Source organism: Bradyrhizobium sp. S3.7.6, from assembly GCF_054061875.1.
Genome location: NZ_JBSSEQ010000001.1, coordinates 508,299 through 531,677, shown reverse-complemented (window position 1 = coordinate 531,677; position 23,379 = coordinate 508,299). Strand labels below are relative to the sequence as shown.

General features: G+C 63.5%; 18 protein-coding genes. 14 read left to right on the top strand and 4 right to left on the bottom strand.

The window, feature by feature from the left end; translation table 11 throughout:
• Positions 1-64 precede the first annotated feature (64 nt).
• Positions 65-1,282, bottom strand: a complete 1,218-nt coding sequence (locus ACVJ5M_RS02545; protein WP_231143714.1) for an acyl-CoA dehydrogenase family protein — start codon at positions 1,280-1,282, stop codon at positions 65-67.
• Between the two features lie 358 nt (positions 1,283-1,640).
• On the opposite strand from ACVJ5M_RS02545, the gene ACVJ5M_RS02540 reads away from it, so the two are divergent.
• From ACVJ5M_RS02540 to mtnA, 3 genes are all read left to right on the top strand, one after another.
• Positions 1,641-1,913, top strand: a complete 273-nt coding sequence (locus ACVJ5M_RS02540) for a phosphopantetheine-binding protein (RefSeq protein ID WP_063980009.1) — start codon at positions 1,641-1,643, stop codon at positions 1,911-1,913.
• A 279-nt stretch (positions 1,914-2,192) separates the two neighbouring features.
• Positions 2,193-3,068 carry an S-methyl-5'-thioadenosine phosphorylase gene (locus ACVJ5M_RS02535; RefSeq protein WP_063980008.1) on the top strand — a complete coding sequence of 292 codons (876 nt, stop codon included), beginning with the start codon at positions 2,193-2,195 and terminating at the stop codon, positions 3,066-3,068.
• An 18-nt stretch (positions 3,069-3,086) separates the two neighbouring features.
• Complete coding sequence (mtnA, locus tag ACVJ5M_RS02530; protein ID WP_063980007.1) at positions 3,087-4,196, top strand: S-methyl-5-thioribose-1-phosphate isomerase; 1,110 nt, start codon at positions 3,087-3,089, stop codon at positions 4,194-4,196.
• Positions 4,197-4,318: 122 nt separating this feature from the next.
• On the opposite strand, the gene ACVJ5M_RS02525 is transcribed toward mtnA, so the two are convergent.
• Positions 4,319-4,954, bottom strand: a complete 636-nt coding sequence (locus ACVJ5M_RS02525; protein ID WP_063980006.1) for an HAD-IA family hydrolase — start codon at positions 4,952-4,954, stop codon at positions 4,319-4,321.
• Between the two features lie 108 nt (positions 4,955-5,062).
• On the opposite strand from ACVJ5M_RS02525, the gene ACVJ5M_RS02520 reads away from it, so the two are divergent.
• Positions 5,063-5,821 (top strand): S1 family peptidase, encoded by a 759-nt coding sequence (locus ACVJ5M_RS02520; protein WP_063980005.1) that lies wholly within the window; start codon positions 5,063-5,065, stop codon positions 5,819-5,821.
• A 125-nt stretch (positions 5,822-5,946) separates the two neighbouring features.
• Positions 5,947-7,449 (top strand): flavin-containing monooxygenase, encoded by a 1,503-nt coding sequence (locus tag ACVJ5M_RS02515; RefSeq protein ID WP_063985944.1) that lies wholly within the window; start codon positions 5,947-5,949, stop codon positions 7,447-7,449.
• 230 nt (positions 7,450-7,679) lie between these two features.
• Here the strand turns inward: ACVJ5M_RS02515 and ACVJ5M_RS02510 are convergent, their stop codons facing one another.
• The gene (locus ACVJ5M_RS02510) at positions 7,680-8,606 is read right to left on the bottom strand and encodes a response regulator (protein WP_049812732.1); all 927 of its coding nucleotides are present in this window, start codon (positions 8,604-8,606) and stop codon (positions 7,680-7,682) included.
• Positions 8,590-11,961 carry a hybrid sensor histidine kinase/response regulator gene (locus tag ACVJ5M_RS02505; protein WP_063980004.1) on the bottom strand — a complete coding sequence of 1,124 codons (3,372 nt, stop codon included), beginning with the start codon at positions 11,959-11,961 and terminating at the stop codon, positions 8,590-8,592. The genes ACVJ5M_RS02510 and ACVJ5M_RS02505 overlap by 17 nt, the downstream gene beginning before the upstream one ends.
• Positions 11,962-12,130: 169 nt before the next feature.
• On the opposite strand from ACVJ5M_RS02505, the gene urtA reads away from it, so the two are divergent.
• The 9 genes from urtA (at position 12,131) to ACVJ5M_RS02460 (ending at position 23,343) form a co-directional block, all read left to right on the top strand.
• Positions 12,131-13,390, top strand: coding sequence for an urea ABC transporter substrate-binding protein (urtA, locus tag ACVJ5M_RS02500; RefSeq protein ID WP_063980003.1), 1,260 nt, complete (start codon positions 12,131-12,133; stop codon positions 13,388-13,390).
• A gap of 130 nt (positions 13,391-13,520) precedes the next feature.
• Entirely contained in the window at positions 13,521-14,447 is a 927-nt protein-coding gene (gene urtB, locus ACVJ5M_RS02495) for an urea ABC transporter permease subunit UrtB (protein ID WP_063980002.1), read from the top strand.
• An 18-nt stretch (positions 14,448-14,465) separates the two neighbouring features.
• Complete coding sequence (urtC, locus tag ACVJ5M_RS02490; RefSeq protein WP_354099466.1) at positions 14,466-15,608, top strand: urea ABC transporter permease subunit UrtC; 1,143 nt, start codon at positions 14,466-14,468, stop codon at positions 15,606-15,608.
• A gap of 64 nt (positions 15,609-15,672) precedes the next feature.
• Positions 15,673-16,428, top strand: coding sequence for an urea ABC transporter ATP-binding protein UrtD (urtD, locus tag ACVJ5M_RS02485; protein WP_011083791.1), 756 nt, complete (start codon positions 15,673-15,675; stop codon positions 16,426-16,428).
• Between the two features lie 13 nt (positions 16,429-16,441).
• Positions 16,442-17,131 (top strand): urea ABC transporter ATP-binding subunit UrtE, encoded by a 690-nt coding sequence (urtE, locus tag ACVJ5M_RS02480; protein WP_063980001.1) that lies wholly within the window; start codon positions 16,442-16,444, stop codon positions 17,129-17,131.
• Between the two features lie 28 nt (positions 17,132-17,159).
• Positions 17,160-18,389: a formamidase gene (fmdA, locus tag ACVJ5M_RS02475; RefSeq protein ID WP_063980000.1), complete on the top strand. Its 1,230-nt coding sequence runs from the start codon at positions 17,160-17,162 to the stop codon at positions 18,387-18,389.
• 94 nt (positions 18,390-18,483) lie between these two features.
• Positions 18,484-18,861: an FmdB family zinc ribbon protein gene (locus ACVJ5M_RS02470; RefSeq protein WP_063979999.1), complete on the top strand. Its 378-nt coding sequence runs from the start codon at positions 18,484-18,486 to the stop codon at positions 18,859-18,861.
• A gap of 55 nt (positions 18,862-18,916) precedes the next feature.
• Entirely contained in the window at positions 18,917-19,957 is a 1,041-nt protein-coding gene (locus ACVJ5M_RS02465; RefSeq protein ID WP_063979998.1) for an aliphatic amidase, read from the top strand.
• A gap of 611 nt (positions 19,958-20,568) precedes the next feature.
• The gene (locus tag ACVJ5M_RS02460; RefSeq protein ID WP_456679251.1) at positions 20,569-23,343 is read left to right on the top strand and encodes an autotransporter outer membrane beta-barrel domain-containing protein; all 2,775 of its coding nucleotides are present in this window, start codon (positions 20,569-20,571) and stop codon (positions 23,341-23,343) included.
• Positions 23,344-23,379 lie beyond the last annotated feature (36 nt).

Sequence of the window (23,379 nt, the reverse complement as noted above, 5' to 3'; positions counted from 1 at the left end):
TTCGACTTCCTGCTATCTGAAATTGTTCTTTTTGGCCGAAAGGCACGTCAGTCGCGAAGGCTTTCTAGTCCCGAAGGCTTGCCGGAATGCCGCTCATCAGCGTCGACGTGGCGGCGTTGGCGAGAATGCGGTCGTTGTTGATCATGATCGGTGAGGACAGCACGTCGCGCAGGTGGCGGCCCATGGTGAACTCGCCGTCGTTGCGGTAGCCGGAGAGGCCCGCGGTGCGCATCGCATGCATCACGGTCTCGACCGCGAGCTCGGAGGCCTGCACCTTCAACAGCGTGATCGAAGACTGGAAATCGAGCGAGCTCAGCGCGCGCTCGTCATGTTCGGCGCGGGCAAAGGTGTCGACATTGGCTGCGATCAGCGCGCGCAGCTTGGCCAGCGACATCTTCGCGGCCGTGAAATGCGCCGCGGCCGGCGGCATCTGGCCGCCCGAGGTGCGGGCCGCCTTGCGAACGAAAGCCTGCGCACGGGTCACGGCCGCAGCCGCGATGCCGGCCCAGGCCGAGGACCAGCACAGATGCGCGAACGGCGTCATGGTCTGGGCATGGATCTTGTCATAGGATTCCGGGAAGATGCGGTCGGCCGGGCAATCGACCTTCAGCTCGAAGCCGGTCGAGCAGGTGCCGCGCATGCCGAGCGTCTCCCAGCCCTGCGTCTGCTTCAGCGAATAATCGTCCTTGGCGAGCGCCAGCAGAACCTGGTCGGAGGCGGCGGCCTCGGTGGCGCGGCGGGCGATGGTGACGAGGCCGTCGGCCTCCGCACCGTAGGAGATCACGGTGGCGTCGCGCATCAGCGAGACTGCGTCGCCGGCGTGGTCGACTGCCGCGGCGCTAGCGCGGATGTTGCCGCCGTTCTGGCCTTCGGTGGTGGAGGAGGCGAGCAGCCACTGGTCGCGGGCGACCCGGCGCATCATCGTTTCCATCCAGGGGATGCCGTGGCCGTGCCTGATGACACAGGCGACCTTGGTCGTGTGCATCGCATAGATCATCGCGGTCGAGGCGCAGGCGCGCCCGAGCGTGTAGCAGATGTCGGTGACGTCGTAGATCGAAGCGCCAAGGCCGCCGAACTCGACCGGGATCATGACGCCGAGCAGTTTCTGCTCACGCGCGACCTCGAAAGCCTTGTGGGGGAAGCGGGCGTCGCGATCGACCCCGTCCGCGTCGGCCGCCGCCGCAGTGGCGGTCCGGGTGGCGCGTTCGATGAGGGAGGGGCCGTGTTCGAGAAAGCTCGTTTGCGTTTCGTCGACAGTGAGGACTGCTTCACGCACGTTCATACTCGTCCGCCTCCGGTTTGCCGTTCAGGATCGCCGGCATCATTCGCGATGCCGTGCAAGCGATCCTCCGACCATTTTGCTTGTGAGACGAGGCTACGGATTTAATTCAAATTCGTCGATGAAATAGAGGGTAAACAAACCGCAATTCCCAACGAACAGTTAAGTTCGGGTTGTTTGCATCGCCGACAATTCCGTGATCGCGTTAGGGATCTGGAAGAACCCGGAATTCCAGACAATCTGAGTCATCGTTTACTAAGAAAGGCGAAGTAATGGTGGCGCCCATTGTGGGATCGGCCCGTCGCGCCCATCGTAGCCGGCAACCGGTCCGACCGTTGAATAGACAGATGGGAATTTACCGATGCAGGCCTTCGATACCGACGTGCGCGATCGCGTCATCAAGCTGGTGAAGGGCATCCTCGAGCAGAACTCGCTCACCGCGGACATCACGCCACAGGCGAGGCTCGTCGATGCGGGCCTGACCTCGATGGACATGGTCAATCTGATGCTCGGCGTCGAAGCCGAGTTCGACTTCACCATCCCGCAGTCCGAGATCACGCCCGAGAACTTCCAGTCGGTCGAGACGCTGGAGCGGATGGTCGCGAACCAGCTGCAGCTGGCCGCGGCGGCTTAATTAGACGTACCTATCTCTCCCCGGGTCGTCCCTGCGAACGCAGGGACCCATACCGCGGAATCTATCGATCGTTGAGGGTCGCAGTACAGAACGACGAACCCTCGCCAAACTGCGCCCTGTGGCTATGGGTCCCTGCTTTCGCGGGGACGACATCGAGTGTGAGGCGAGCACTCCACGCCCCTCACAGCACCGGCATCGCCCCACCACCCCCGTTTCAAAATCGCCGCAAAACTGGCATAGCTTAACCATGTCGCACATAGCTGACAGGGTGGAGCAGGCATGACGCAGGCGGTATTGGGCATCATTGGTGGCTCCGGCATCTACGATCTGCCGGGTCTCGAGGGTGCGCGCGAAGAAGTGATCAAGAGCCCCTGGGGCGAGCCGTCGGCCCCTCTGCGGCGCGGCTCGATTGCCGGCCTGCCGATCGTGTTCCTGCCGCGGCACGACAAGGGTCACCGGCTGTCGCCCTCCGACATCAACTATCGCGCCAACATCGATGTTCTGAAGCGGGCCGGCGTCACCGACCTGATCTCGCTCTCGGCCTGCGGCTCGTTCAGGGAGGAGCTGCCACCCGGCACCTTCGTTCTCGTCGACCAGTTCGTCGATCGCACCCACAAGCGCGAGAGCTCGTTCTTCGGTCGGGGCTGTGTCGCGCATGTGTCGATGGCGCATCCGGTCTCGCCGCGGCTTCGTATCCATCTTGGGGCGGCAGCCGAAGCCGAGGGCATCGCGTTTGCGCGCGGCGGCACCTATGTCTGCATGGAGGGGCCGCAATTCTCCACCTATGCGGAAAGCATGACCTACAAGACATCGGGCTATTCCGTGATCGGCATGACCAACATGCCCGAGGCAAAGCTCGCGCGTGAGGCCGAGATCTGCTACGCCACGGTCGCGATGGTGACGGATTTCGACTGCTGGCATCCCGATCACGACGCCGTCACCGTCCAGGACATCATCCGCGTGCTGACCTCGAACGCCGACAAGGCGAAGGCGCTGGTGGCGCGGCTCGCGACGGATTTTCCGCGCGAGCACGAGCCGTGCCCGATCGGTTCGGACCGCGCGCTCGACACCGCGTTGATCACGGCGCCCGAGGCGCGCGATCCCGAGCTCTTGAAGAAGCTCGATGCGGTGGCCGGGCGCATCCTGCGGGCGTGATACGAAAGGCAGAATGCCATGAAGGTTGACGGCAAGCATTTTCGCAGCATCTGGCGCGAGCGCGATGGCTGGTCGGTCGGCGCGATCGACCAGCGCCGGCTGCCGCATGAGTTCGTCATCGCTAAGCTGACTTCTTGCGAAGACGCTGCGGTCGCCATTCGCGACATGCTGGTGCGCGGCGCGCCGCTGATCGGTGCAACCGCGGCCTACGGCATGGCGCTCGCCATGCGCGAGGACTCATCAGACGCCGGCCTCAAGCGCGCCTATGACACGCTGGTCGTGGCGCGGCCGACCGCGATCAATCTGAAATGGGCGCTCGACGAGATGCGCACGGCGCTCGCGCCGGTCGATCCGGTTGAACGGGCGGAGGCGGCCTATGCGCGCGCCGACGAGATCGTCGAGCAGGACGTCGAGATCAACCGCGGCATCGCCGGCAACGGCTTGAAGCTGATCGAGGCGATCGTCGCAAAGAAGAAGCCGGGCGAGACCGTCAACGTGCTGACCCATTGCAATGCCGGCTGGCTCGCCACCGTCGACTGGGGCACCGCAACGGCGCCGATCTATCTGGCGCATGAGCGTGGCATCAAGATCCATGTCTGGGTCGACGAGACCCGTCCGCGCAACCAGGGCGCCTCGCTCACGGCCTGGGAGCTCGGCCATCACGGCGTGCCGCACACGGTGATCCCCGACAACACCGGCGGACACCTGATGCAGCACGGCATGGTCGACCTCGCCATCGTCGGCACCGACCGCGTCGCCGCCAATGGCGATGTCTGCAACAAGATCGGCACATATTTGAAGGCGCTTGCCGCGCACGACAACGGCGTGCCGTTCTATGTCGCATTGCCGTCGCCGACGATCGATTTCGCCGTTGATGACGGCATCCGCGACATTCCGATCGAGCAGCGCAGCGGCACGGAGGTGACCGACATGACCGGCCGCACCGCCGACGGCCGGCTGGAGACGGTGCGCATCGTGCCGGAGGGCTCGCCGGTCGCGAATTACGCGTTCGACGTGACGCCGGCGCGGTTGGTCACTGGTCTCATCACGGAGCGCGGTGTGCTGAAGCCGGATAGAGCATCGCTGGCGGCCGCCTTTCCGGAGCGGATCGCCGCCGCGGCGGAGTAGTCAGTCTGCCAGGCGAGATGGCTCTACGCCGTCATTGCGAGCGCAGCGAAGCAATCCAGAATCCCTGCGCGGAAAGACTCTGGATTGCTTCGTCGCTTCGCTCCTCGCAATGACAGGCTAGACTAGCGCAGCTTCAGCCCCGTCGCCGCCTCGAGCTCGGCGATGGCCTGGGCCCCGCTGGCTACCTTGATCGTCGTCATGCCCATCTCGCGCGCGGGTTTTAGATTGACGCCGAGATCGTCGAGATAGACGCAATTCTTCGGATCGACCCTCAGCGTCTCGACCATCATCCTGTAGATGCGCGGGTCGGGCTTGCGCAGGCCGATCTTGGCGGATTCGATGACGTGGTCGAACAGAACCATCACCTCGGCGATGTAGAGTGAGCGCCCGGTCATGCTGCCGATCGCGTTGGCAGGCAGATTGTTGGTGATACAGCCGGTCTTGAATTGCGCCTTGATGCGCTTGAGAGCTTCGACCATCTCGGGACGCAGATCGCCCTGAAGCAGCGGCAGCACGTCGCGGCCGCGCACCTCCGCGCCGAGCGCGCGCGATTCTTCCGCGAAGAGCTTGTCGAAGGTGTCGATGTCGACCTCGGCTCGCTCGAACTTGGCCCAGGCGTTTTCCAGATGATTGGCGGCGTTGGTGCGCCGGATGATGTCGACGGGCAGACCGCGCTCGGTCTCGTACCGCGCGAACGCCTCGAACGGCGAGCTCGTCAGCACGCCGCCAAAATCAAAGATCACAGCCTCGATCGTCAAGATCCCGCCCTCGTCAATTCCTTCCCAAGAGCGCTAGCATGCGCTATCGGCAAGGGCCAGTCCGAAGCAATCCCGCCGTCACCGATGCTGACGCCAAAGCGTGTTCCCATGAAGAAGCTTGCAACCCTCATCGCAGCCGCGCTGCTGCTCGCTACGCCCGCACACGCCATCGTCGGCGGCGGCACGCCGCAGGCCGATGGTGTCGCGCGCGCGGTCGTCACCATCGTCGGCTCGCGTGGCAATTTCTGCACCGGCAGCCTGATCGCTCCGAAGGTCGTGCTGACGGTTGCCCACTGTGTGCAGCCCGGCGCGGACTACAAGATCGTCGATCGCGGCGCTGACGGTGCGCCGCAATTGCTGAATGTGCGTACCGTCGCGATCCATCCGAACTTCAACATGCAGGCAATGCAGGCGCATCGCGCCACCGCGGACGTGGCATTGTTGCAACTGGAAATTCCACTCAAGGGAAAATCGACGGTGTCGGTCGGTGCGCCGACCATTCCAATCCAGGTTGGCAGCCGCTTCGTCATCGCCGGTATCGGCGTCACCGTCCGTGGCGACGGCAAGAGCGGCGGCGCGACGCGCGTTGCCGGGCTCGTGGCCACGGGCCAGCCCGGCACGTTCCAGATCCGGCTGGTCGATCCCGTAACCAACGGTGTTCGCGACGGAATTGGCGCCTGCACCGGCGATTCCGGCGGTCCGGTGTTCGAGGACAAGCCGAACGGTCCGGTGCTTGTCGGCGTCATCAGCTGGTCCACGGGACCGAACGGCGCCGCCGGCTGCGGCGGATTGACCGGCGTCACGCCGCTCACCCTCTATCGCGACTGGATTTTGCAGACCGCGCGGAGCTGGGGTGCGGCGTTATAGTTTGACCGCGAATTGATCTGTGTCATTTTGAAGTGGAAGCGCGATGGGCGACCATGCCCGTCGCGGAGGAAACGCGCCGTCCGGTCAAGGGCGGCCACAAAAACAAGCAAGGCACAGAAGCAACAATGAATGTCGCTGTCCGCAGTCACGCCACAACCAAGCAGGCCTCTGAACATTTCGACGTGCTGATCGTCGGTGCCGGCATCTCCGGCATCGGCAGCGCCTATCACATCGAAAAGCAGCTTCCCGGCACGAGCTACGTCATCCTGGAAACGCAGGCGACGTTCGGCGGCACCTGGAGCACGCATCGCTATCCCGGCATTCGCTCGGACAGCGATCTCCATACCTTCGGTTATAGCTTCAAGCCCTGGGTCGGCCCGCCGATCGCGACCGCCGAGGAAATCCTCACCTACATGAACGAGGTGATCGAAGACAACGATATCGCCCCGCACATCCGCTACAAGCACCAGATCAATTCCGCGAGCTGGTCGAGCGAGCAAAATCTCTGGACCATCGAGGCGACGACGACCGACACCGGCGAGGCGAAAACGTTCACCGCCAACTTCCTCTGGATGTGCCAGGGCTATTATCGCCATTCCGAAGGCTACACGCCGGAATGGAAGGGCATGGACCGCTTCAAGGGCCGCATCGTCCATCCGCAGAGCTGGCCCGACGATATCGACCTCGCGAACAAGAAGGTCGTCGTGATCGGCTCGGGCGCGACCGCGGCGACGCTGGTGCCGAACATCGCCGACGCCTGCGCGCATGTCACCATGCTGCAGCGCTCGCCGACCTATTTCCGGCTCGGCCGCAACGCCATCGAGATCGCCGAGGAGCTGCGCCGGCTTCAGGTCGACGAGGAATGGATCCACGAGATCGTCCGCCGCAAAATATTGTTCGAGCAGGATGCTTTCACAAAGCTCTGCATTGCCAAGCCGGAGCAGGTGAAGAAGGATCTGATCGACCAGATCCGCGCGGTTCTCGGGCCGGACTACGACGTCGAAACGCATTTCACGCCGACCTACCGGCCGTGGCGGCAGCGTATCGCCTTTGTGCCCGATGCCGATCTGTTCAAGGGCATCGCCAGCGGCAAGGCCTCCGTCGTCACCGACGAGATCGAATGTTTCGTCGAGAACGGCATCCAGCTCAAGTCCGGCAAGCTGCTGGAAGCCGACGTCGTCGTCACCGCAACCGGCTTCAATCTTGCGGCGCTCGGTGACATCGCCTTCGAGATCGACGGCAAGCCGCTCGCCTTCGGCGACACCGTGACCTATCGCGGCATGATGTTCACGGGCGTGCCGAACATGGTCTGGGTGTTCGGCTATTTCCGTGCGAGCTGGACGCTGCGCGTCGACGTCGTCGCCGATTTCGTCTGCCGGCTGCTCGGCCACATGAAGGCCAAGGGCACGAAGAAGGTCGAAGTCAGGCTGCGCGCTGAAGACCACAACATGCCGATCCTGCCCTGGATCGATCCGGAAAACTTCAACCCCGGCTACATCATGCGCAACATGGACCTGCTCCCCAAGCGCGGCGACAAGCCGGAATGGCAGCACAGCCAGGATTACTGGACCGAGAAGGACGAGATCCCGAAGACGGATCTGGATGACGGGGCGTTTGTTTACGGGTGAGTGATTGTTCGTGTGAGGGGCGGTAGCGATTGCCACGCACACGGCTGTCGTCCCGGGGCGCGAAGCGAGCCCGGGACCCATACTCCCAGGCAGTGGTTCTAGGGCGAACCGCTCACTCCGAGTCTTCGCCAAACTTCTCCCTGTGGTTATGGATCCCGGATCTGCGCTTCGCTTGTCCGGGACGACACTGTTTGTTGGGCGAACTGCGTCTCAACTCATTTGCAGTGCTGCTACGAATTCCTTCGCGTTGCATTCGTTGCAATCGCCGCCGCCGCGGTCCGGTTCTCCACGCCGAGCTTGGCGTAGATCTGCTCCAGGTGCTTGTCGACGGTGCGCGGGCTCAAGCCCAGGATCTGCGCGATGTCGCGGTTGGTCTTGCCCTTGCTGAGCCAGGCCAGCACCTCGCCCTCGCGGGTGGTGAGGCCGAGCTCGCTGGTGAATTCGGGCGGCAGCGCCGTGCCGGACTCCTTGGACAGCCGCAGCAGGAACTCGTTCGGCGCGGTTTCGCCCATGTAGTAGAGCCGCAGTTGCGGATTGTCGGGCAGGGGAGCCGCCTGCGACTTCGAGCTGCCCTTGTCCTTCGCCTGCTCCAGCCATTGCAGGAGTGATGGCGGCAGGACGAAGTCGTCGGCCTGCGCGCCATGATGATCGGCCAGCAGTTTTTGCGCCTGCGGGGTGGCCCAGAGGATGTGGCCCTGGCGGTTGACTGCGAACAGGAAGCGGCCGGAGACGTCGAGCGCGGCACGCGCGCTCTGAGTCAGGCGGGCATTGCCGAGATGGACGCGGATGCGCGCCAGCATCTCCTCGATCACAATCGGTTTTGTCACGTAGTCGACGCCGCCGGCCTCCAGCCCGCGCACGATGTGCTCGGTCTCTGCAAGGCCTGTCATGAAGATCACGGGCACGTTGGCAACGCCCGCGTCGCGCTTGAGGCGGCGGCAGGTCTCGAAACCGTCCATGCCGGGCATCACGGCGTCCAGCAGCACGATGTCGGGCGTGATCTGGTCGACGATGCGCATCGCGGCCGCGCCGTCGAGCGCCACCATCACCGTCATCCCGGCGCCGTCGAGCGCATCGGTGAGCAGCCGCAGCGTCTCCGGGGAGTCATCGACAACGAGCGCGACATCGCGCTTCCTCGACTCAATGCTCATGCGCATGCAACGTCTTCAATGTGGCCATGTACCGGTCGAGATCGAAGCGGTCGACGAGCGACCGCATTTCCGCAACGAAGTCGGCATGCTCGGGGTGCTCGCTGCCGATCTCGTCCAGCTTCAACTGGATGCCCTTGACGTAGCCGATCTGGCCCAGCCCCATCAGCGCCTCGATGTGCCGCACCGGTGGCCTTGATCCGCTCTCGAGCCGCCAGAACGGCACCGCGATCTGGTCCGAGCCGTACTGCCATTCGATCTTTAGGAGTTGGCGGATCGTCTCCAGCAGCCGCGGGATGTCGATTGGCTTCATCAAATAGCCGTCGTGGAAGGGCTGCGCCAGCGGCGTGCCGTGAGCCTCCAGAGCGCTCGCCGACACCATCAGGATGCGCGCCTGGTGATGGCCGCTCGTGCGCAAGGCCTCCGCGACGGCCCAGCCGTCCATGGCAGGCATCGAGATGTCGAGCAGGAACAGGTCGGGCCGGCAATGCTGCGCCAGCGCGAGGCATCCTGGCCCATCGGGTGCACTGAGCAGGATGAAGCCGAGCGGCGCCAGCACCTCGCGCAGGAGGTCGCGATGCACGGGGTCGTCGTCGGTGATGAGGATGGTCTTGCGTGCGCCCCGATAGCCGGAGACCGGCGCCTCCACCGGCGCGATGCGCAGCGGATTGGCGACTTCCGACAGCAGCATCTTGACCTTGAAGGTGCTGCCGGCGCCAACCGTGCTCAGGACCTTGATGTCGCCGCCCATGACGCCGGCGAGCAGCCGGCTGATGGTCAGGCCCAGCCCGGTGCCCGTCTGCGGCTGCGAGACGCCGAGCGCGCCACGCTCGAAGGGTGCAAAGATGCGTTCGAGGTCGTCGCCCTGGATGCCGGGGCCGGTGTCGATCACTTCGAACTCGGCAACGGGGCTGCGATAGTGCACGACGAACTGCACGCTGCCGGTCTGGGTGAACTTGATCGCGTTGGAGAGCAGATTGATCAGCACCTGACGCAGCCGCTTCTCGTCGGCGTAGACCACGACCGGCAAATGCGCGGGCCGCCTGAACACGAAGTCGATGCCCTTGGCGGCCGCCTGGAGACGGAACATGCCGACGAGCTGGTCGAGGAATTCGCTCAGCCGCACTTCGTCGCGCGACAGATACAGCCGCCCGGCCTCGATCTTGGAAATATCCAGAATGCCGTCGATCAGGCCGGAGAGGTGATCGGCGCTGCGACGGACGACGCGGACCTGGTCGCGCGGCTTGGTGTTGAGCGTCGCGTCCTGCTCCAGGAGCTGGGCATAGCCGCTGATCGCGTTCAGCGGTGAGCGCAGCTCGTGGCTCAGGCCCACCACGTAGCGGCTCTTGGCGAGGTTGGCGGATTCGGCGACCTCCTTGGCGCGCTGAAGCTCGGCGTCGGTGCGCTTGTGCGCGTCGATCTCCTGGATCAGCAGCGTCGTCTGCCGCCGCGTCTCGGCCTCGGCGGCGCGGCGGCTCTGCTGCGCCAGCACGAACAGCCAGGCCACCACGCCGATGATGATGCTGAGCGAGAAGAACACCTTCCAGAGCACGTTCGAGACGAGCAAATTCTCGCCGGGCACGCTCGCCGAGGTCTGGAGATAAATCAGTCCCAGCACCAGCGCGACGAGGCCGGCGGAGACCATGAACACGCCGATATAGTGGCCGAACTGCGAGTTGATCCGCCGGTAGATCGGTTCAGGAAGAATCCTGCCGAGCGCTTCGGCGAACTGCACCTGCGCGCGCGCATGCGGTTTGCAGAGGTCGTGGCAGCGTGCATCGAGCGAGCAGCACAGCGAGCAGATCGGGCCGGCGTAAGCGGGGCAGGACGTCATGTCCTCCGGCTCGAAACTGTGCTCGCAGATACAGCACTGGATCGACTCGATATTGGCCCAGCTCCGCTTCGGCTTGCGCGCGATGTAGTACTTTCCGTCGGTGAGCCAGGCGATAACAGGCGCGGTGACGAAGGCGACCGTGAGCGCGACGAAGGCGGCGAGCGCCTTCATGGTCGGACCGAACAGGCCGTAAAACGCCGCGATCGAGACGATGGTCGCGATCGTCATGGCGCCGACACCGACCGGATTGATGTCGTAGAGATGGGCGCGCTTGAACTCCATCTGCGGCGGGCGCAGGCCAAGCGGCTTGTTGACGACGAGATCGGCGACGAGCGCGCCGACCCAGGCGATCGCGACGTTGGAATAGAGCGCCAGCGTCTGCTCCAGCGCCTTGTAGACGCCGATCTCCATCAACAGCAGCGCCACCATCACGTTGAACACCAGCCAGACGACCCGGCCGGGATGGCTGTGCGTCAGACGCGAGAAGAAGTTCGACCAGGCGATCGAGCCGGCATAGGCGTTGGTGACGTTGATCTTGAGCTGCGACAGGATCACGAACATGCCGGTGAGCGCCAGCGCCAGATCCGGCTGCGACAGCACGTAGCGAAACGCTTCGAGATACATGTGCGCGGGCTCGGCCGCCAGCTCGCCCGAGAGGCCGTGGCTTAGCGCAAAGAAGGCGAGAAACGAGCCGAGCAACAATTTCAGTGCGCCGAAGATGATCCAGCCCGGTCCCGCGATCAGCAGGGCGATCCACCACGACGTTCGCGACGTGCGGCGGTCGCGCGGCAGAAACCGGAGGAAGTCGACCTGCTCGCCGATCTGCGCCACCAGCGAGAACACCACCGAGGATGCGACACCGAACAGCAGCAGATCGAAATGTCCGCTCGGGTCGCCATGCTCGCCGGCGAACTTGCGCCACTCCGTGAACGAGTAGGGGTTGGCCCAGGCGATCGCGGCAAAGGGCAGGATGTGCAGGATGATCCAGATCGGCTGCGTCCAGAGCTGGAAGCGGCTGATCAGCGTGATGCCGTAGGTCACGAGCGGAATGATCGCCACCGCGCTGATGAGGTAGCCGATCGGGCGCGGAATGCCGAAGCACATCTCGAGCGCCGTTGCCAGGATCACCGCCTCGATGGCGAAGAAGATGAAGGTGAAGGAGGCGTAGATCAACGAGGTGACGGTCGAGCCGATATAGCCGAAGCCGGCGCCGCGGGTGAGCAGGTCAATGTCGATGCCGCACTTGGCTGCGTAATAGGCAATCGGCACGCCGCAGAAGAAGATGATGATGGAGACGACGAGGATCGCGGCGCTGGCGTTGGTTACGCCGTAGTTCAGCGTGATGGTGCCGCCGATCGCTTCCAGCGCCAGGAAGGAGATGGCGCCGAGTGCAGTGTTGGCGACACGGGCGGCAGACCAGCGGCGCGCGCTCTTGGCGGTGAAGCGCAGCGCGTAGTCTTCCAGCGTCTGGTTGGCGACCCACTGGTTGTACTGGCGCCTGACGCGGTCTATTCGCTGCCGCCCTGCCACTCGTTACCCCACTCCCGATACGTCCCAGAGCCCTCGCAAATTCCGTACCAGAAGCCTACGTCGGTATTTTGCGGTGCAGTATACGCGATCTTGCGTATGCTTGCGCTGCACAAATTCGAGCCATCCTCACGGCACCAATCGCGTGTCCTCGAACAAAAGTGGGGTGCTCATGTCAGACGAAGCAAACAAGGGCCTGTTGTCGCCGCTCCGGCGCAAACTATTGATGGGAATGGCCGCCGTGCCGGCCATTACGATGCTGCCGCGGGCCTCTTTCGCGCAGGCTCCGGCGACCTCGGCGATCAACACGACGGGCCTGGCGGTCACCGACACCGAGGTGACGGTCGGCATCCTGCACTCGGCGACCGGCACCATGGCCATCTCCGAGACCGGCTCGATCGAGGCCGAAAAGCTCGCCATCGAGCAGATCAACGCCATGGGCGGCGTGCTCGGGCGCAAGATCAAGTTCATCCAGGAAGACGGCGCCAGCGATTGGCCGACCTTTGCGGAGAAGGCCAAGAAGCTGCTCGTCAACGACAAGGTCGCGGCGATCATGGGCTGCTGGACCTCGGCATCCCGCAAGGCGGTGCTGCCGGTCATGGAGCAGTACAACGGCATGCTCTATTACCCGACCTTCTATGAGGGCCTCGAGCAGTCCAAGAACGTGATCTACACCGGCCAGGAGGCCACCCAGCAGATTCTCGCCGGCCTGAACTGGATCGCCAAGGAAAAGGGCGCCAAGTCGTTCTTCTTCATCGGCTCCGACTACATCTGGCCGCGCACCTCGAACAAGATCGCACGCAAGCACGTCGAGAATGTGCTGAAGGGCAAGGTCGTCGGCGAGGAGTATTATCCGCTCGGCAACACCCAGTTCAACTCGGTCATCAACAAGATCAAGCTGACCAAGCCCGACGTGATCTTCACCGACGTCGTCGGCGGCTCGAACGTGGCGTTCTACAAGCAGCTCAAGGCCGCCGGCATCGACCTTTCGAAACAGGCGCTGCTGACGATCTCGGTGACCGAAGACGAAATCGACGGCATCGGCGGCGAGAACATCGCGGGCGCCTATGCCTGCATGAAGTACTTCCAGTCGCTCGATAATCCCAACAACAAGACCTTCGTGCCCGCGTTCAAGAAGATGTGGGGCGAAAAGACCGTGATCGGAGACGTCACCCAGGCTGCCTATCTCGGCCCGTGGCTGTGGAAGTTGACGGTGGAGAAGGCGGGCTCGTTCGACGTCGACAAGATCGCGGCGGCCTCGCCCGGCGTCGAGTTCAAGGGTGCGCCGGAAGGCTATGTCCGCATCCACGAAAACCATCACCTCTGGTCGAAGACCCGGGTGGGACGCGCCAAGCTCGATGGCCAGTTCGAGCTGATCTACGAGACCGCCGATCTCGTCGAGCCGGATCCGTTCCCCAAGGGTTACCAGTAAGTCGCGACGTCGCTCGCGCCTTTCCTCAACACCAAGCCGCTCCCTGGCGTGGACCGCAAATCCACGCCCAAGACCCCCGCGTCGCGAACCTGCTCGCGACGCGGGACCTTATCCCCGACGGAGGACATCGATGTTCGGCGACTATTCGCTTGGTGATCTTGGCTCCATCTTCGTCATGCAGGGTTTTGCGGGACTGATCCTGTTCTCGGTCTACGTCCTGATGGCGCTCGGGCTTGCGATCATCTTCGGCCAGATGGGCGTCATCAACATGGCCCATGGCGAGTTCATGATCCTCGGGGCCTACGTCACCTGGATGACCTCGAATTTCTTCCAAGCCTATCTGCCAAGCCTGTTCAGCGGCTATTTCTTCCTGGCGATGATCCTGGCCTTCGTCGCATCCGGCGCCCTGGGAATGCTGGTGGAGTGGGTGCTGATACGGCATCTCTACAAGCGTCCGCTCGACACGCTGCTGGCGACCTGGGGCCTCAGCCTGATGCTGCAGCAGGCCTATCGCTCCGTGTTCGGCGCGCGCGAGGTCGGCGTCGAGCTCCCGCAATGGATGCTCGGATCGCTGCACGTCACGGACAGCATCGAGGTGCCGATCAACGGCGTCTTCGTGATGTGCCTCACTGTGCTGATCACCATCGGCGTCGCCTATGTCATGTACAAGTCGCGCTGGGGCCGCCAGGTTCGCGCCGTCGTGCAGAACCGCATCATGGCCGGAGCCGTCGGCATCAATACCGAAAAGGTCGATCGCTACACCTTCGGTCTCGGCTGCGGCATCGCCGGTGTCGCCGGCAGCGCCTTTACGATGATCGGCTCCACCGGGCCAACTTCCGGACAGCTCTACATCGTCGACACGTTCCTGGTGGTCGTGTTCGGCGGCGCCGCCAGTTTGGTCGGCACCATCGCCTCGGCCTTCTCGATCTCGCAGACGCAATCCACCCTCGAGTTCTTCATGTCGGGCTCGATGGCGAAAGTGCTGACGCTGCTTGCGGTTGTCGGAATCCTGATGCTGCGGCCGCAAGGGCTGTTCGCCCTCAAGGTCCGCAAGTGAGAAACTGGGGCTGATGCAATGACCGACAATCGTTTCTTCAATCGATCGGAGTTCATCGGAATTCTGGTGCTCGCGGTCTTCCTGGTGGTGGTCCTGCCGCTCACACTTGATGTCTTCAGGCTCAATCTGGTCGCGAAATACCTGACCTATGCCTTCGTCGCGCTGGGGCTGGTGATCTGCTGGGGCTATGGCGGCATTCTGAGCCTCGGTCAGGGCGTGTTCTTCGGGCTCGGCGGCTACTGCATGGCGATGTTCCTCAAGCTCGAGGCGTCAAGCGTGGAGAACACCAAGATCCAGTCGACGCCCGGCATTCCCGATTTCATGGACTGGAATCAGATCACCGCGCTGCCGCTGTTCTGGAAGCCATTCAGCAGCCTCACCTTCACGATCGCCGCCATCATTCTCGTGCCTGGCATCTTCGCCCTCATCATCGGCACCGCGATGTTCAAGCGCCGGGTCGGCGGCACCTACTTCGCCATCATCACCCAGGCGGTCGCGGCCATCCTCACCATCCTGATCGTGGGACAGCAGGGCTACACCGGCGGAATCAACGGCATGACCGACCTGCGGACGTTGGAGGGCTGGGACATCCGGCCCGACCACGCCAAGATCGTGCTGTACTTCTTTGAAGTCGGGCTTCTGTTCGCCTGCATCATGATCGCGCAGTTCGTCCGGCACTCCAAGCTCGGGCGTATCCTGGTCGCGATGCGCGAGAAGGAGGATCGGGTCCGCTTCTCCGGCTACAGCGTCGCGAATTTCAAGATCTTCGCCTTCTGTATTGCCGCCGTGTTCGCCGCGATCGGGGGCGCCATGTTCGCGCTCAATGTCGGCTTCATGTCGCCGTCCTTCGTCGGCATCGTGCCGTCGATCGAAATGGTGATCTACACGGCGGTCGGCGGCCGGCTTTCGATCCTCGGCGCGGTCTACGGCACGCTGCTGGTCAACTTCGCCAAGACCAGCCTGTCGGAAACCTTCCCCGAATTGTGGCTGTTTGGCCTCGGCGGATTGTTCATCGCCGTGGTGCTGGCCTTCCCGAACGGTCTCGCCGGGATCTGGGGCGACTACGTGCAGCCGCGCATCGATCGCCTGATCTCGTCGCGCAAACCGAAACCTGACGGCTGGACCGACAGCTCGGTCGCCGACGGCGCCCCGGCGGAGTGAGGAGGTCATCATGCTCGTAGGTCACCACGATGCCGATGCCACGCTGGCAGTGAGGAGATAGATCATGCTCGTCGGTCATCAGCCCAAGGAATTCCTGCTCGCCGTCGAAGCACTGACCGTGTCGTTCGACGGGTTCAAGGCGGTCAACGATCTCTCGTTCTACGTCGACGAGAACGAGATCCGTGTCATCATCGGTCCCAACGGCGCCGGCAAGACCACCGTGCTCGACCTGATCTGCGGCAAGACCAAAGCAACGTCGGGTTCGATCCAGTTCCGTGGCAAGGAGCTGACGCGGATGAAGGAAAACGAGATCGTCAAGACGGGCGTCGGCCGCAAATTCCAGAACCCGTCGATCTACGACGATCTCACGGTGTTCGAGAATCTGGAGATCTCCTATCCGCGCGGCCGCTCGGTGTTCGGCGCGCTGACCTTCACCCGCGACGCCGCCGTGCGCGACCGGGTGCACGAAGTCGCCGAAATGATCTTCCTGAAGGATCGGCTCAACGTGAACGCCGATCTGCTCAGCCACGGCCAGAAGCAGTGGCTCGAAATCGGCATGCTGCTGATCCAGGATCCGGATCTGCTGATGCTCGACGAGCCCGTCGCGGGCATGAGCGTGTCCGAACGCGCCAAGACCGCCGAGCTGCTCAACCGCATCATCAAGAACCGCTCGGTGCTGGTGATCGAGCACGACATGAAGTTCGTCGAGGACATCGCGCACAAGGTCACCGTGCTTCACCAGGGGCAAATCCTCTCCGAGGGCACCATGGAGAAGGTGAAGAACGACCCCAAGGTCGTCGAAGTCTATCTGGGCCATTAAAGGAGACGCGACGATGCTGGCTATTTCCGATCTTCACGTCGCCTACGGCCAGAGCGAGGTGCTGCACGGGCTCAACGTCAAGGTCGCCGCGAACGAGATCGTTGCGATCATGGGCCGCAACGGCATGGGCAAGACCACGCTGATGAAATCGCTGATGGGCATTCTCCCCGCCAAAAGCGGCTCGGTGACCATGGACGGTGCCGAGCTCGGCGGTCTGCCGAGCTACGAGCGCGTCGCAAAGGGCCTCGCCTATGTGCCGCAGGGCCGCATGATCTTCTCGACCATGACGGTGAAGGAGAACATCGAGACCGGCCTCGTCGTCTCCGGCGGGACCGAAGTGCCGGCCGACATCTACGAATTGTTTCCGGTGCTGCTGGAAATGAAGGGCCGCCGCGGCGGCAATCTCTCCGGCGGACAGCAGCAACAGCTCGCCATCGCCCGCGCGCTCGCGACCAAGCCGAAGGTGTTGCTGCTGGACGAACCGACCGAAGGCATCCAGCCGTCGATCATCAAGGACATGGCGCGCACCTTGAAGCGCATCCGCGACGAAAAGGGGCTCTCGATCGTGGTGTCGGAGCAGGTCCTGAGCTTCGCGCTCGATATCGCCGACCGCGTGCTGGTGATCGAGAACGGCGAGATCGTGCGCGACGATCCGCGCGACGCCGTCGATGCCGCGCAGGTCTCGAAATATCTGTCTGTCTAACCAACCGTGTAGAAAGGGGAGCATCTCGATGCCAGAGACACTGATCAAGGTCGATCTCACCAAATCGGCTTACGATAATGACATGGTGCACAACCGCTGGCACCCCGACATCCCGATCGTGGCCTGGGTCAATCCCGGCGACGATTTCATTATCGAGACCTATGACTGGACCGGCGGCTTCATCAAGAACAACGATTCCGCCGACGACGTGCGCGACATCGATCTTTCGATCGTGCATTTCCTCTCCGGCCCGATCGGCGTCAAGGGCGCCGAGCCCGGTGATCTCCTCGTCGTCGACCTGCTCGACGTCGGCCCGATGAAGGAGAGCCTTTGGGGCTTCAACGGCTTCTTCTCCAAGCAGAACGGCGGCGGCTTCCTGACCGACCATTTCCCGCTGGCGCAGAAGTCGATCTGGGACATCAAGGGTCTCTACACCTCGTCGCGTCACGTGCCCGGCGTCAACTTCGCAGGCCTGATCCATCCCGGCCTGATCGGCTGTCTGCCTGATCCGAAGATGCTGGAGACCTGGAACAAGCGTGAGGCCGAGCTGATCTCGACCAACCCCACCCGCGTGCCCGGCCTCGCCAACCCGCCGTTCGCGGCGACCGCCCATGGCGGCCGCGCCAAGGGCGATGTGAAAGCCAAGATCGGTGCGGAAGGTGCGCGCACCGTGCCGCCGCGCGAGCACGGCGGCAATTGCGACATCAAGGATCTCTCCCGCGGCTCGAAGATCTACTTCCCGGTCTACGTGCCGGGCGCCGGTCTCTCGATGGGTGACCTGCATTTCAGCCAGGGCGACGGCGAGATCACCTTCTGCGGTGCCATCGAAATGGCCGGCTGGTTGCATCTGAAGGTCGAGGTGATCAAGGACGGCATGGCGAAGTACGGCATCAAGAACCCGATCTTCAAGCCGTCGCCGATCACGCCGAACTACAAGGACTATCTCATCTTCGAGGGCATCTCGGTCGACGAGGCCGGCAAGCAGCACTATCTCGACGTCCACATCGCCTATCGCCAGGCCTGCCTCAACGCGATCGAGTATCTGAAGAAGTTCGGCTACTCCGGCGCCCAGGCTTATTCGATCCTCGGCACCGCGCCGTGCCAGGGCCACATCTCCGGCGTGGTCGACGTTCCCAATGCCTGCGCCACGCTGTGGCTGCCGACCGAGATCTTCGACTTCGACGTGATGCCGTCGGCGGCAGGACCCATCAAGCACATCACGGGCGATATCCAGATGCCGATCTCGCCGGACAAATAGTCTCCCTGCGCGACGGGATGCGGGACGGCGCGTATCTGCCGCCCCGCATCCGCCGCGGGAATTCTCTCACAGGCAACAGCGTAGGGATGATGCGATGCCGGTCTATGAATATCTCTGTGACGACTGCGGTCCGTTCAAGGATTTGCGCCCGATGGCGGAATGCGACGATCCGCAAAACTGCCCACACTGCGAGACGATGGCGCCCCGCGTCATTCTGACCGCACCGAATTTCTTCTGCATGCCGGCGGACAAGCGCAAGGCGCACGCCGTCAACGAGCGCAGCTCGCACGCGCCGCAGACGCTCGCCCAATACAAGGCCTCGCACGGCCCGGGTTGCGGCTGCTGCTCCACGGGCAAGACCGTGAAGGACAAGAGCTCGACCGACAAGAAAAAGCCCGCGCGGCTGATGACCAAGACCAGGAGCGGCGCCAAGGGCTTTCCGACCGCGCGCCCCTGGATGATCAGCCACTAACTCGGTCGCTCGATCGACGGCAACCTCAAACGAATAAAAGACAGGAGCGCTCAAAATGCTTCACGGTGACATTTCCAGCAGCAACGACACCGTCGGTGTTGCAGTGGTGAACTACAAGATGCCCCGCCTGCACACCAAGGCCGAGGTGCTCGACAACGCCCGCAAGATCGCCGACATGCTGGTGGGCATGAAGGCGGGCCTACCCGGCATGGATCTCGTGATCTTCCCGGAATACTCGACCCAGGGCATCATGTACGACTCCAAGGAGATGTACGAGACGGCCTCGGCGGTGCCAGGTGAAGAGACCGCGATCTTCGCGGAGGCCTGCCGCAAGGCCAAGGTCTGGGGCGTGTTCTCGCTGACCGGCGAACGCCACGAGGAGCATCCGCACAAGGCGCCCTACAACACCCTGATCCTGATGAACGACAAGGGTGAGATCGTCCAGAAGTACCGCAAGATCATGCCATGGGTGCCGATCGAGGGCTGGTATCCCGGCAATTGCACCTATGTCTCCGACGGCCCGAAAGGGATGAAGGTCAGCCTGATCATCTGCGACGACGGCAACTTTCCGGAGATCTGGCGCGACTGTGCCATGAAGGGCGCCGAATTGATCGTGCGCTGCCAAGGCTACATGTATCCGGCCAAGGAGCAACAGGTCATGATCTCCAAGGCGATGGCGTGGGCCAACAACGTCTATGTCGCCGTCGCCAACGCCGCCGGCTTCGACGGCGTCTATTCCTACTTCGGTCACTCCGCGATCATCGGCTTCGACGGCCGGACGCTCGGCGAGTGCGGCGAGGAGGACTACGGCATCCAATATGCCCAGCTGTCGAAACATCTGATCCGCGATGCGCGCCGCAACGGCCAGTCGCAGAACCATCTCTACAAGCTGGTCCACCGCGGCTACACCGGCATGATCAATTCCGGCGAAAGCCCGCGCGGCGTCGCGGCCTGCCCCTATGATTTCTACAAGAACTGGATCGCCGACCCGGAAGGGACGCGGGACATGGTCGAGGCGATGACCCGTTCGACGCCGGGGACGGAGGAATGTCCGATCGACGGCATCCCGAATGGGTCGGCGGCGAGCAATTACTGAGCTATTGCGGACGGCGCGCTTGCCATTCATGCGAATGCGCCGGGGAAGGGGCACGGGGCGCGGCCCTGGATGATCAGCCAAGATGTGAACAGCTGTACATGGAACGGACATTCTGACGCATGGGCGCATGCGCGGGGTAGGAATTGAGCCCGGCAAAACCGTGGCTCGGTTGCAACATGAGTTGTTGAATCTGCCCAAGTTGCGGTCCCGTTGGCTGATTCTCGAGGAACCGTAGTTCTACCGGCCAGCCTCATGGCCTAAGTTCCTCGCGGCGCCGCTGGGGAGCGCCGCGGGTGAGGGGAAGAGCGTGGGGGCTTGGTTGCCATCGAGCGGGCGGGGTTGCTCGCGTCGTGCCACCGCTGTTCGCGCGGCATTCTGGATCGGCCTCGCCTTGAGCGCGGCGGCGGCGAGCCCCGCAGCAGCGCAGCAAATCTTCAACGGGTCGCAGACCACGCCGAACGGCGCCGTCAAACGGCGGAGGCGGCGTCTGGGACGCCACCACCACGAATTGGACGGACGTCTTCGGTTCGACCAGCACTGCTTACGATCCCTCGTCAGTCGGCACGGTGTTCGGCTACTCGGGAGTCTCGACGCCGGCAAGCGGTGGCACGGTGACGGTTACGCCAGGCGGCGTGCAGCTCACCAGCCTCGTGGGCTTCGACCTCACCGGCGACGGTTCTGTCTACACCATTCAGGGCGGCGATCTCAGGCTAGCCTCCGGGGGGACGACGTTCTTCACCAACGATGTCACCGGCACGACAGACCCATCGGCCGTCATCGCCTCGCGCATCACCGGCAGTGGTGGCATCTCCGTGCAGGGACCCGGCATCCTGGCGCTGCTGGGCGCCAACACCTATACCGGCGACACTTTCATCTGTTCGTGCGCAGCGCTGCAGCTCGGTGACGCCACCCACACCGCGAGCATCATTGGCGCCGTTAACAACGAGGGCCTCTTCAATATCGTCAATGCCGATACATCGGGAATTACATCGCTCCTGAACGCTATCTCCGGCACGACGATGTTCCTCAACGCGACCTCCGCCAGCTCTATGGTGATCACCAATAACGGCCAGCTGTACTTCGGTGATCCGCTCGGGGGCGGCACCGACACCGCCACGGCCGGCCGGGCGACCATCATCAATGACGGCGGCTTGACCGGCTTCTTTGGCCGGACCAATGCGGGCACGGCCAACATCACCAACCAGAATGGCGGCGGCACCGCATTCCTCGATCAATCCTCGGCGGGCTCCGCGACCATCGTGAACAAGGATTTCAGCGGGACCGTGTTTGGTACGCTGTCCGGGTCCGATACTGCGACCGCCGGCAATGCAACCATTATCAACGAGGCCGATGGCCTGACCAATTTCGGTGCGTTCACGACGGCCGGCAACGCCACGATCATCACCAAGGACGGTGGCAAGACCGAGTTCTTCGATAATTCCACCGGCGGCAATGCGCGCTTCATCACCACCGGCACAGGCGTCGTCGATTTCGGGATCAGCCTCGGCCCGAACGGCGACGGCCGCATCACGGCCGGTTCGATCGAAGGCAATGGCACCTACTATATCGGTGGCGGCAACACGCTCGTCGTCGGCAGCAATAACCGCTCCGCGCTGGTTGATGGCGTCATCGGCGACTACGATCCCTGCGGGTGTGGTTTCATCGGCTCCGGCTCGCTGGAAAAGGTCGGCAGCGGAACGCTGATCCTCTCCGGCACAAACACTTACACCGGTACGACGACGGTGAATGGCGGCATCCTGCGGGTTGATGGCGACATCTCGCAATCGAGCCTGACCACCGTGAATGCCGGCGGTGCGTTGTTCGGCGCCGGGATTGTCGGCAACACCGTTATCGCCACCGGTGGCATCTATGCGCCCGGCGACGGCGGCCCGGGCTCAAGCATGCAGGTCCAGGGCGATCTCACCTTGCAGCCCGGCTCGGTCTATGTTGTGCAGGCCGGTAGTGGATTCAGCACGAGCCATGCGCTCGTCAGCGGCAACGTCACGCTGGACGGGACCGTGGGTGTCGCGCTGTATCCCGGCAGCAAGATAATGCAACACTACTCGATCATGCAGTTTTTCGGCAGCGCCACCGGTAATTTCGCCGACGTTGCCGCGCCGGGTGGCCTAGTCGGCACGACGACGGTCGGGTCAAACGAAGTGTTCCTCGATTTCACGCTGAACTATGGCGCGAAATACGCGCTCAACATCAACCAGCAGAACGTCGCCACGACGCTTCAGAATTTCTTCAACACCAATGGCTTCCTTCAAGCCGAATTCGCGGGCCTCGGCCCCAACGGCCTGACCCAGGCCTCCGGCGAACCGGCAACGGGGTCGCAACAGACGACCTTCAATGCGATGAACCTGTTCCTCGGCCTCTTGACCGATGTGTTCGGCTCGGGACGCAGCGGCACATCAGGTGCGACGCCCTATGCCGACGAGCCGAGCGCGAATGCCTATGCCGCGACCGGCAAGGGCGGGCGTGACAAGAACGCGCGCGACGCCTTCGCCTCGATCTACCGCAAGGCACCGGCCGCAACCTTCGAGCAGCGCTGGGATGTGTGGGCGGCCGGCTATGGTGGCTCGCAGACCACCGACGGCAATGTCGCGCTCGGTTCGAACAACACCACCAGCAGTATCTATGGTACTGCCGTCGGCCTCGACTATCGCTTCTCGCCGTCGACGATCGCCGGCTTTGCGCTTGCCGGCGGTGGAACCGGCTTCAACGTCAACGGGCTCGGCTGGGGCCGCTCCGACCTGTTCCAGGCCGGCGCCTTCGTTCGTCACACGGCAGGACCTGCCTATATCACGGCGGCACTGGCCTATGGCTGGCAGGACGTCACGACCAACCGCATCGTCACGGCCGCCGGCGTCGATCAGCTGCGGGCGCAGTTCAACGCAAATGCGCTCTCGGGCCGTGTCGAGGGCGGTTACCGCTACGCTACGCAGTGGATCGGCCTCACGCCCTATGCTGCGGCCCAGGCCACCCTGTTCAGCCTGCCGAACTATTCGGAGTTCGCGGTGGTCGGCAACAGCACCTTCGCGCTCAACTATGCCGCCAAGGACGTGACCAGCACCCGCACCGAGCTCGGCCTGCGCGCCGACAAATCATTCGCCGCGGCCGGTGGCCTGATGACCCTGCGCGGCCGCGTCGCCTGGGCGCATGATTACAATCCGGACCGCACCGTCGGCGCGGTGTTCCAGACCCTGCCGGGATCGGCCTTCGTCGTGAACGGTGCGGCGCAGGCGCGCGATTCCGCGCTGACCACGGCGGCGGTGCAGATGAACTGGATGAACGGCTGGTCTGCGTCGGCGACCTTCGAGGGCGAGTTCTCGAACGTCACCCGCTCCTACGCCGGCAAGGGCGTCGTGCGCTACGCGTGGTAGAGCGTTGCCACCCTCCCCTGGAGGGGGAGGATAAGA

What these genes read in the sequence shown, in the direction of transcription:
- ACVJ5M_RS02545 (WP_231143714.1), bottom strand. Translation starts at nt 1,282, where the DNA reads ATGAACGTGCGTGAAGCAGTCCTCACTGTCGACGAAACGCAAACGAGC.
- ACVJ5M_RS02540 (WP_063980009.1), top strand. Translation starts at nt 1,641, where the DNA reads ATGCAGGCCTTCGATACCGACGTGCGCGATCGCGTCATCAAGCTGGTG.
- ACVJ5M_RS02535 (WP_063980008.1), top strand. Translation starts at nt 2,193, where the DNA reads ATGACGCAGGCGGTATTGGGCATCATTGGTGGCTCCGGCATCTACGAT.
- mtnA (WP_063980007.1), top strand. Translation starts at nt 3,087, where the DNA reads ATGAAGGTTGACGGCAAGCATTTTCGCAGCATCTGGCGCGAGCGCGAT.
- ACVJ5M_RS02520 (WP_063980005.1), top strand. Translation starts at nt 5,063, where the DNA reads ATGAAGAAGCTTGCAACCCTCATCGCAGCCGCGCTGCTGCTCGCTACG.
- ACVJ5M_RS02515 (WP_063985944.1), top strand. Translation starts at nt 5,947, where the DNA reads ATGAATGTCGCTGTCCGCAGTCACGCCACAACCAAGCAGGCCTCTGAA.
- ACVJ5M_RS02510 (WP_049812732.1), bottom strand. Translation starts at nt 8,606, where the DNA reads ATGCGCATGAGCATTGAGTCGAGGAAGCGCGATGTCGCGCTCGTTGTC.
- urtA (WP_063980003.1), top strand. Translation starts at nt 12,131, where the DNA reads ATGTCAGACGAAGCAAACAAGGGCCTGTTGTCGCCGCTCCGGCGCAAA.
- urtB (WP_063980002.1), top strand. Translation starts at nt 13,521, where the DNA reads ATGTTCGGCGACTATTCGCTTGGTGATCTTGGCTCCATCTTCGTCATG.
- urtC (WP_354099466.1), top strand. Translation starts at nt 14,466, where the DNA reads ATGACCGACAATCGTTTCTTCAATCGATCGGAGTTCATCGGAATTCTG.
- urtD (WP_011083791.1), top strand. Translation starts at nt 15,673, where the DNA reads ATGCTCGTCGGTCATCAGCCCAAGGAATTCCTGCTCGCCGTCGAAGCA.
- urtE (WP_063980001.1), top strand. Translation starts at nt 16,442, where the DNA reads ATGCTGGCTATTTCCGATCTTCACGTCGCCTACGGCCAGAGCGAGGTG.
- fmdA (WP_063980000.1), top strand. Translation starts at nt 17,160, where the DNA reads ATGCCAGAGACACTGATCAAGGTCGATCTCACCAAATCGGCTTACGAT.
- ACVJ5M_RS02470 (WP_063979999.1), top strand. Translation starts at nt 18,484, where the DNA reads ATGCCGGTCTATGAATATCTCTGTGACGACTGCGGTCCGTTCAAGGAT.
- ACVJ5M_RS02465 (WP_063979998.1), top strand. Translation starts at nt 18,917, where the DNA reads ATGCTTCACGGTGACATTTCCAGCAGCAACGACACCGTCGGTGTTGCA.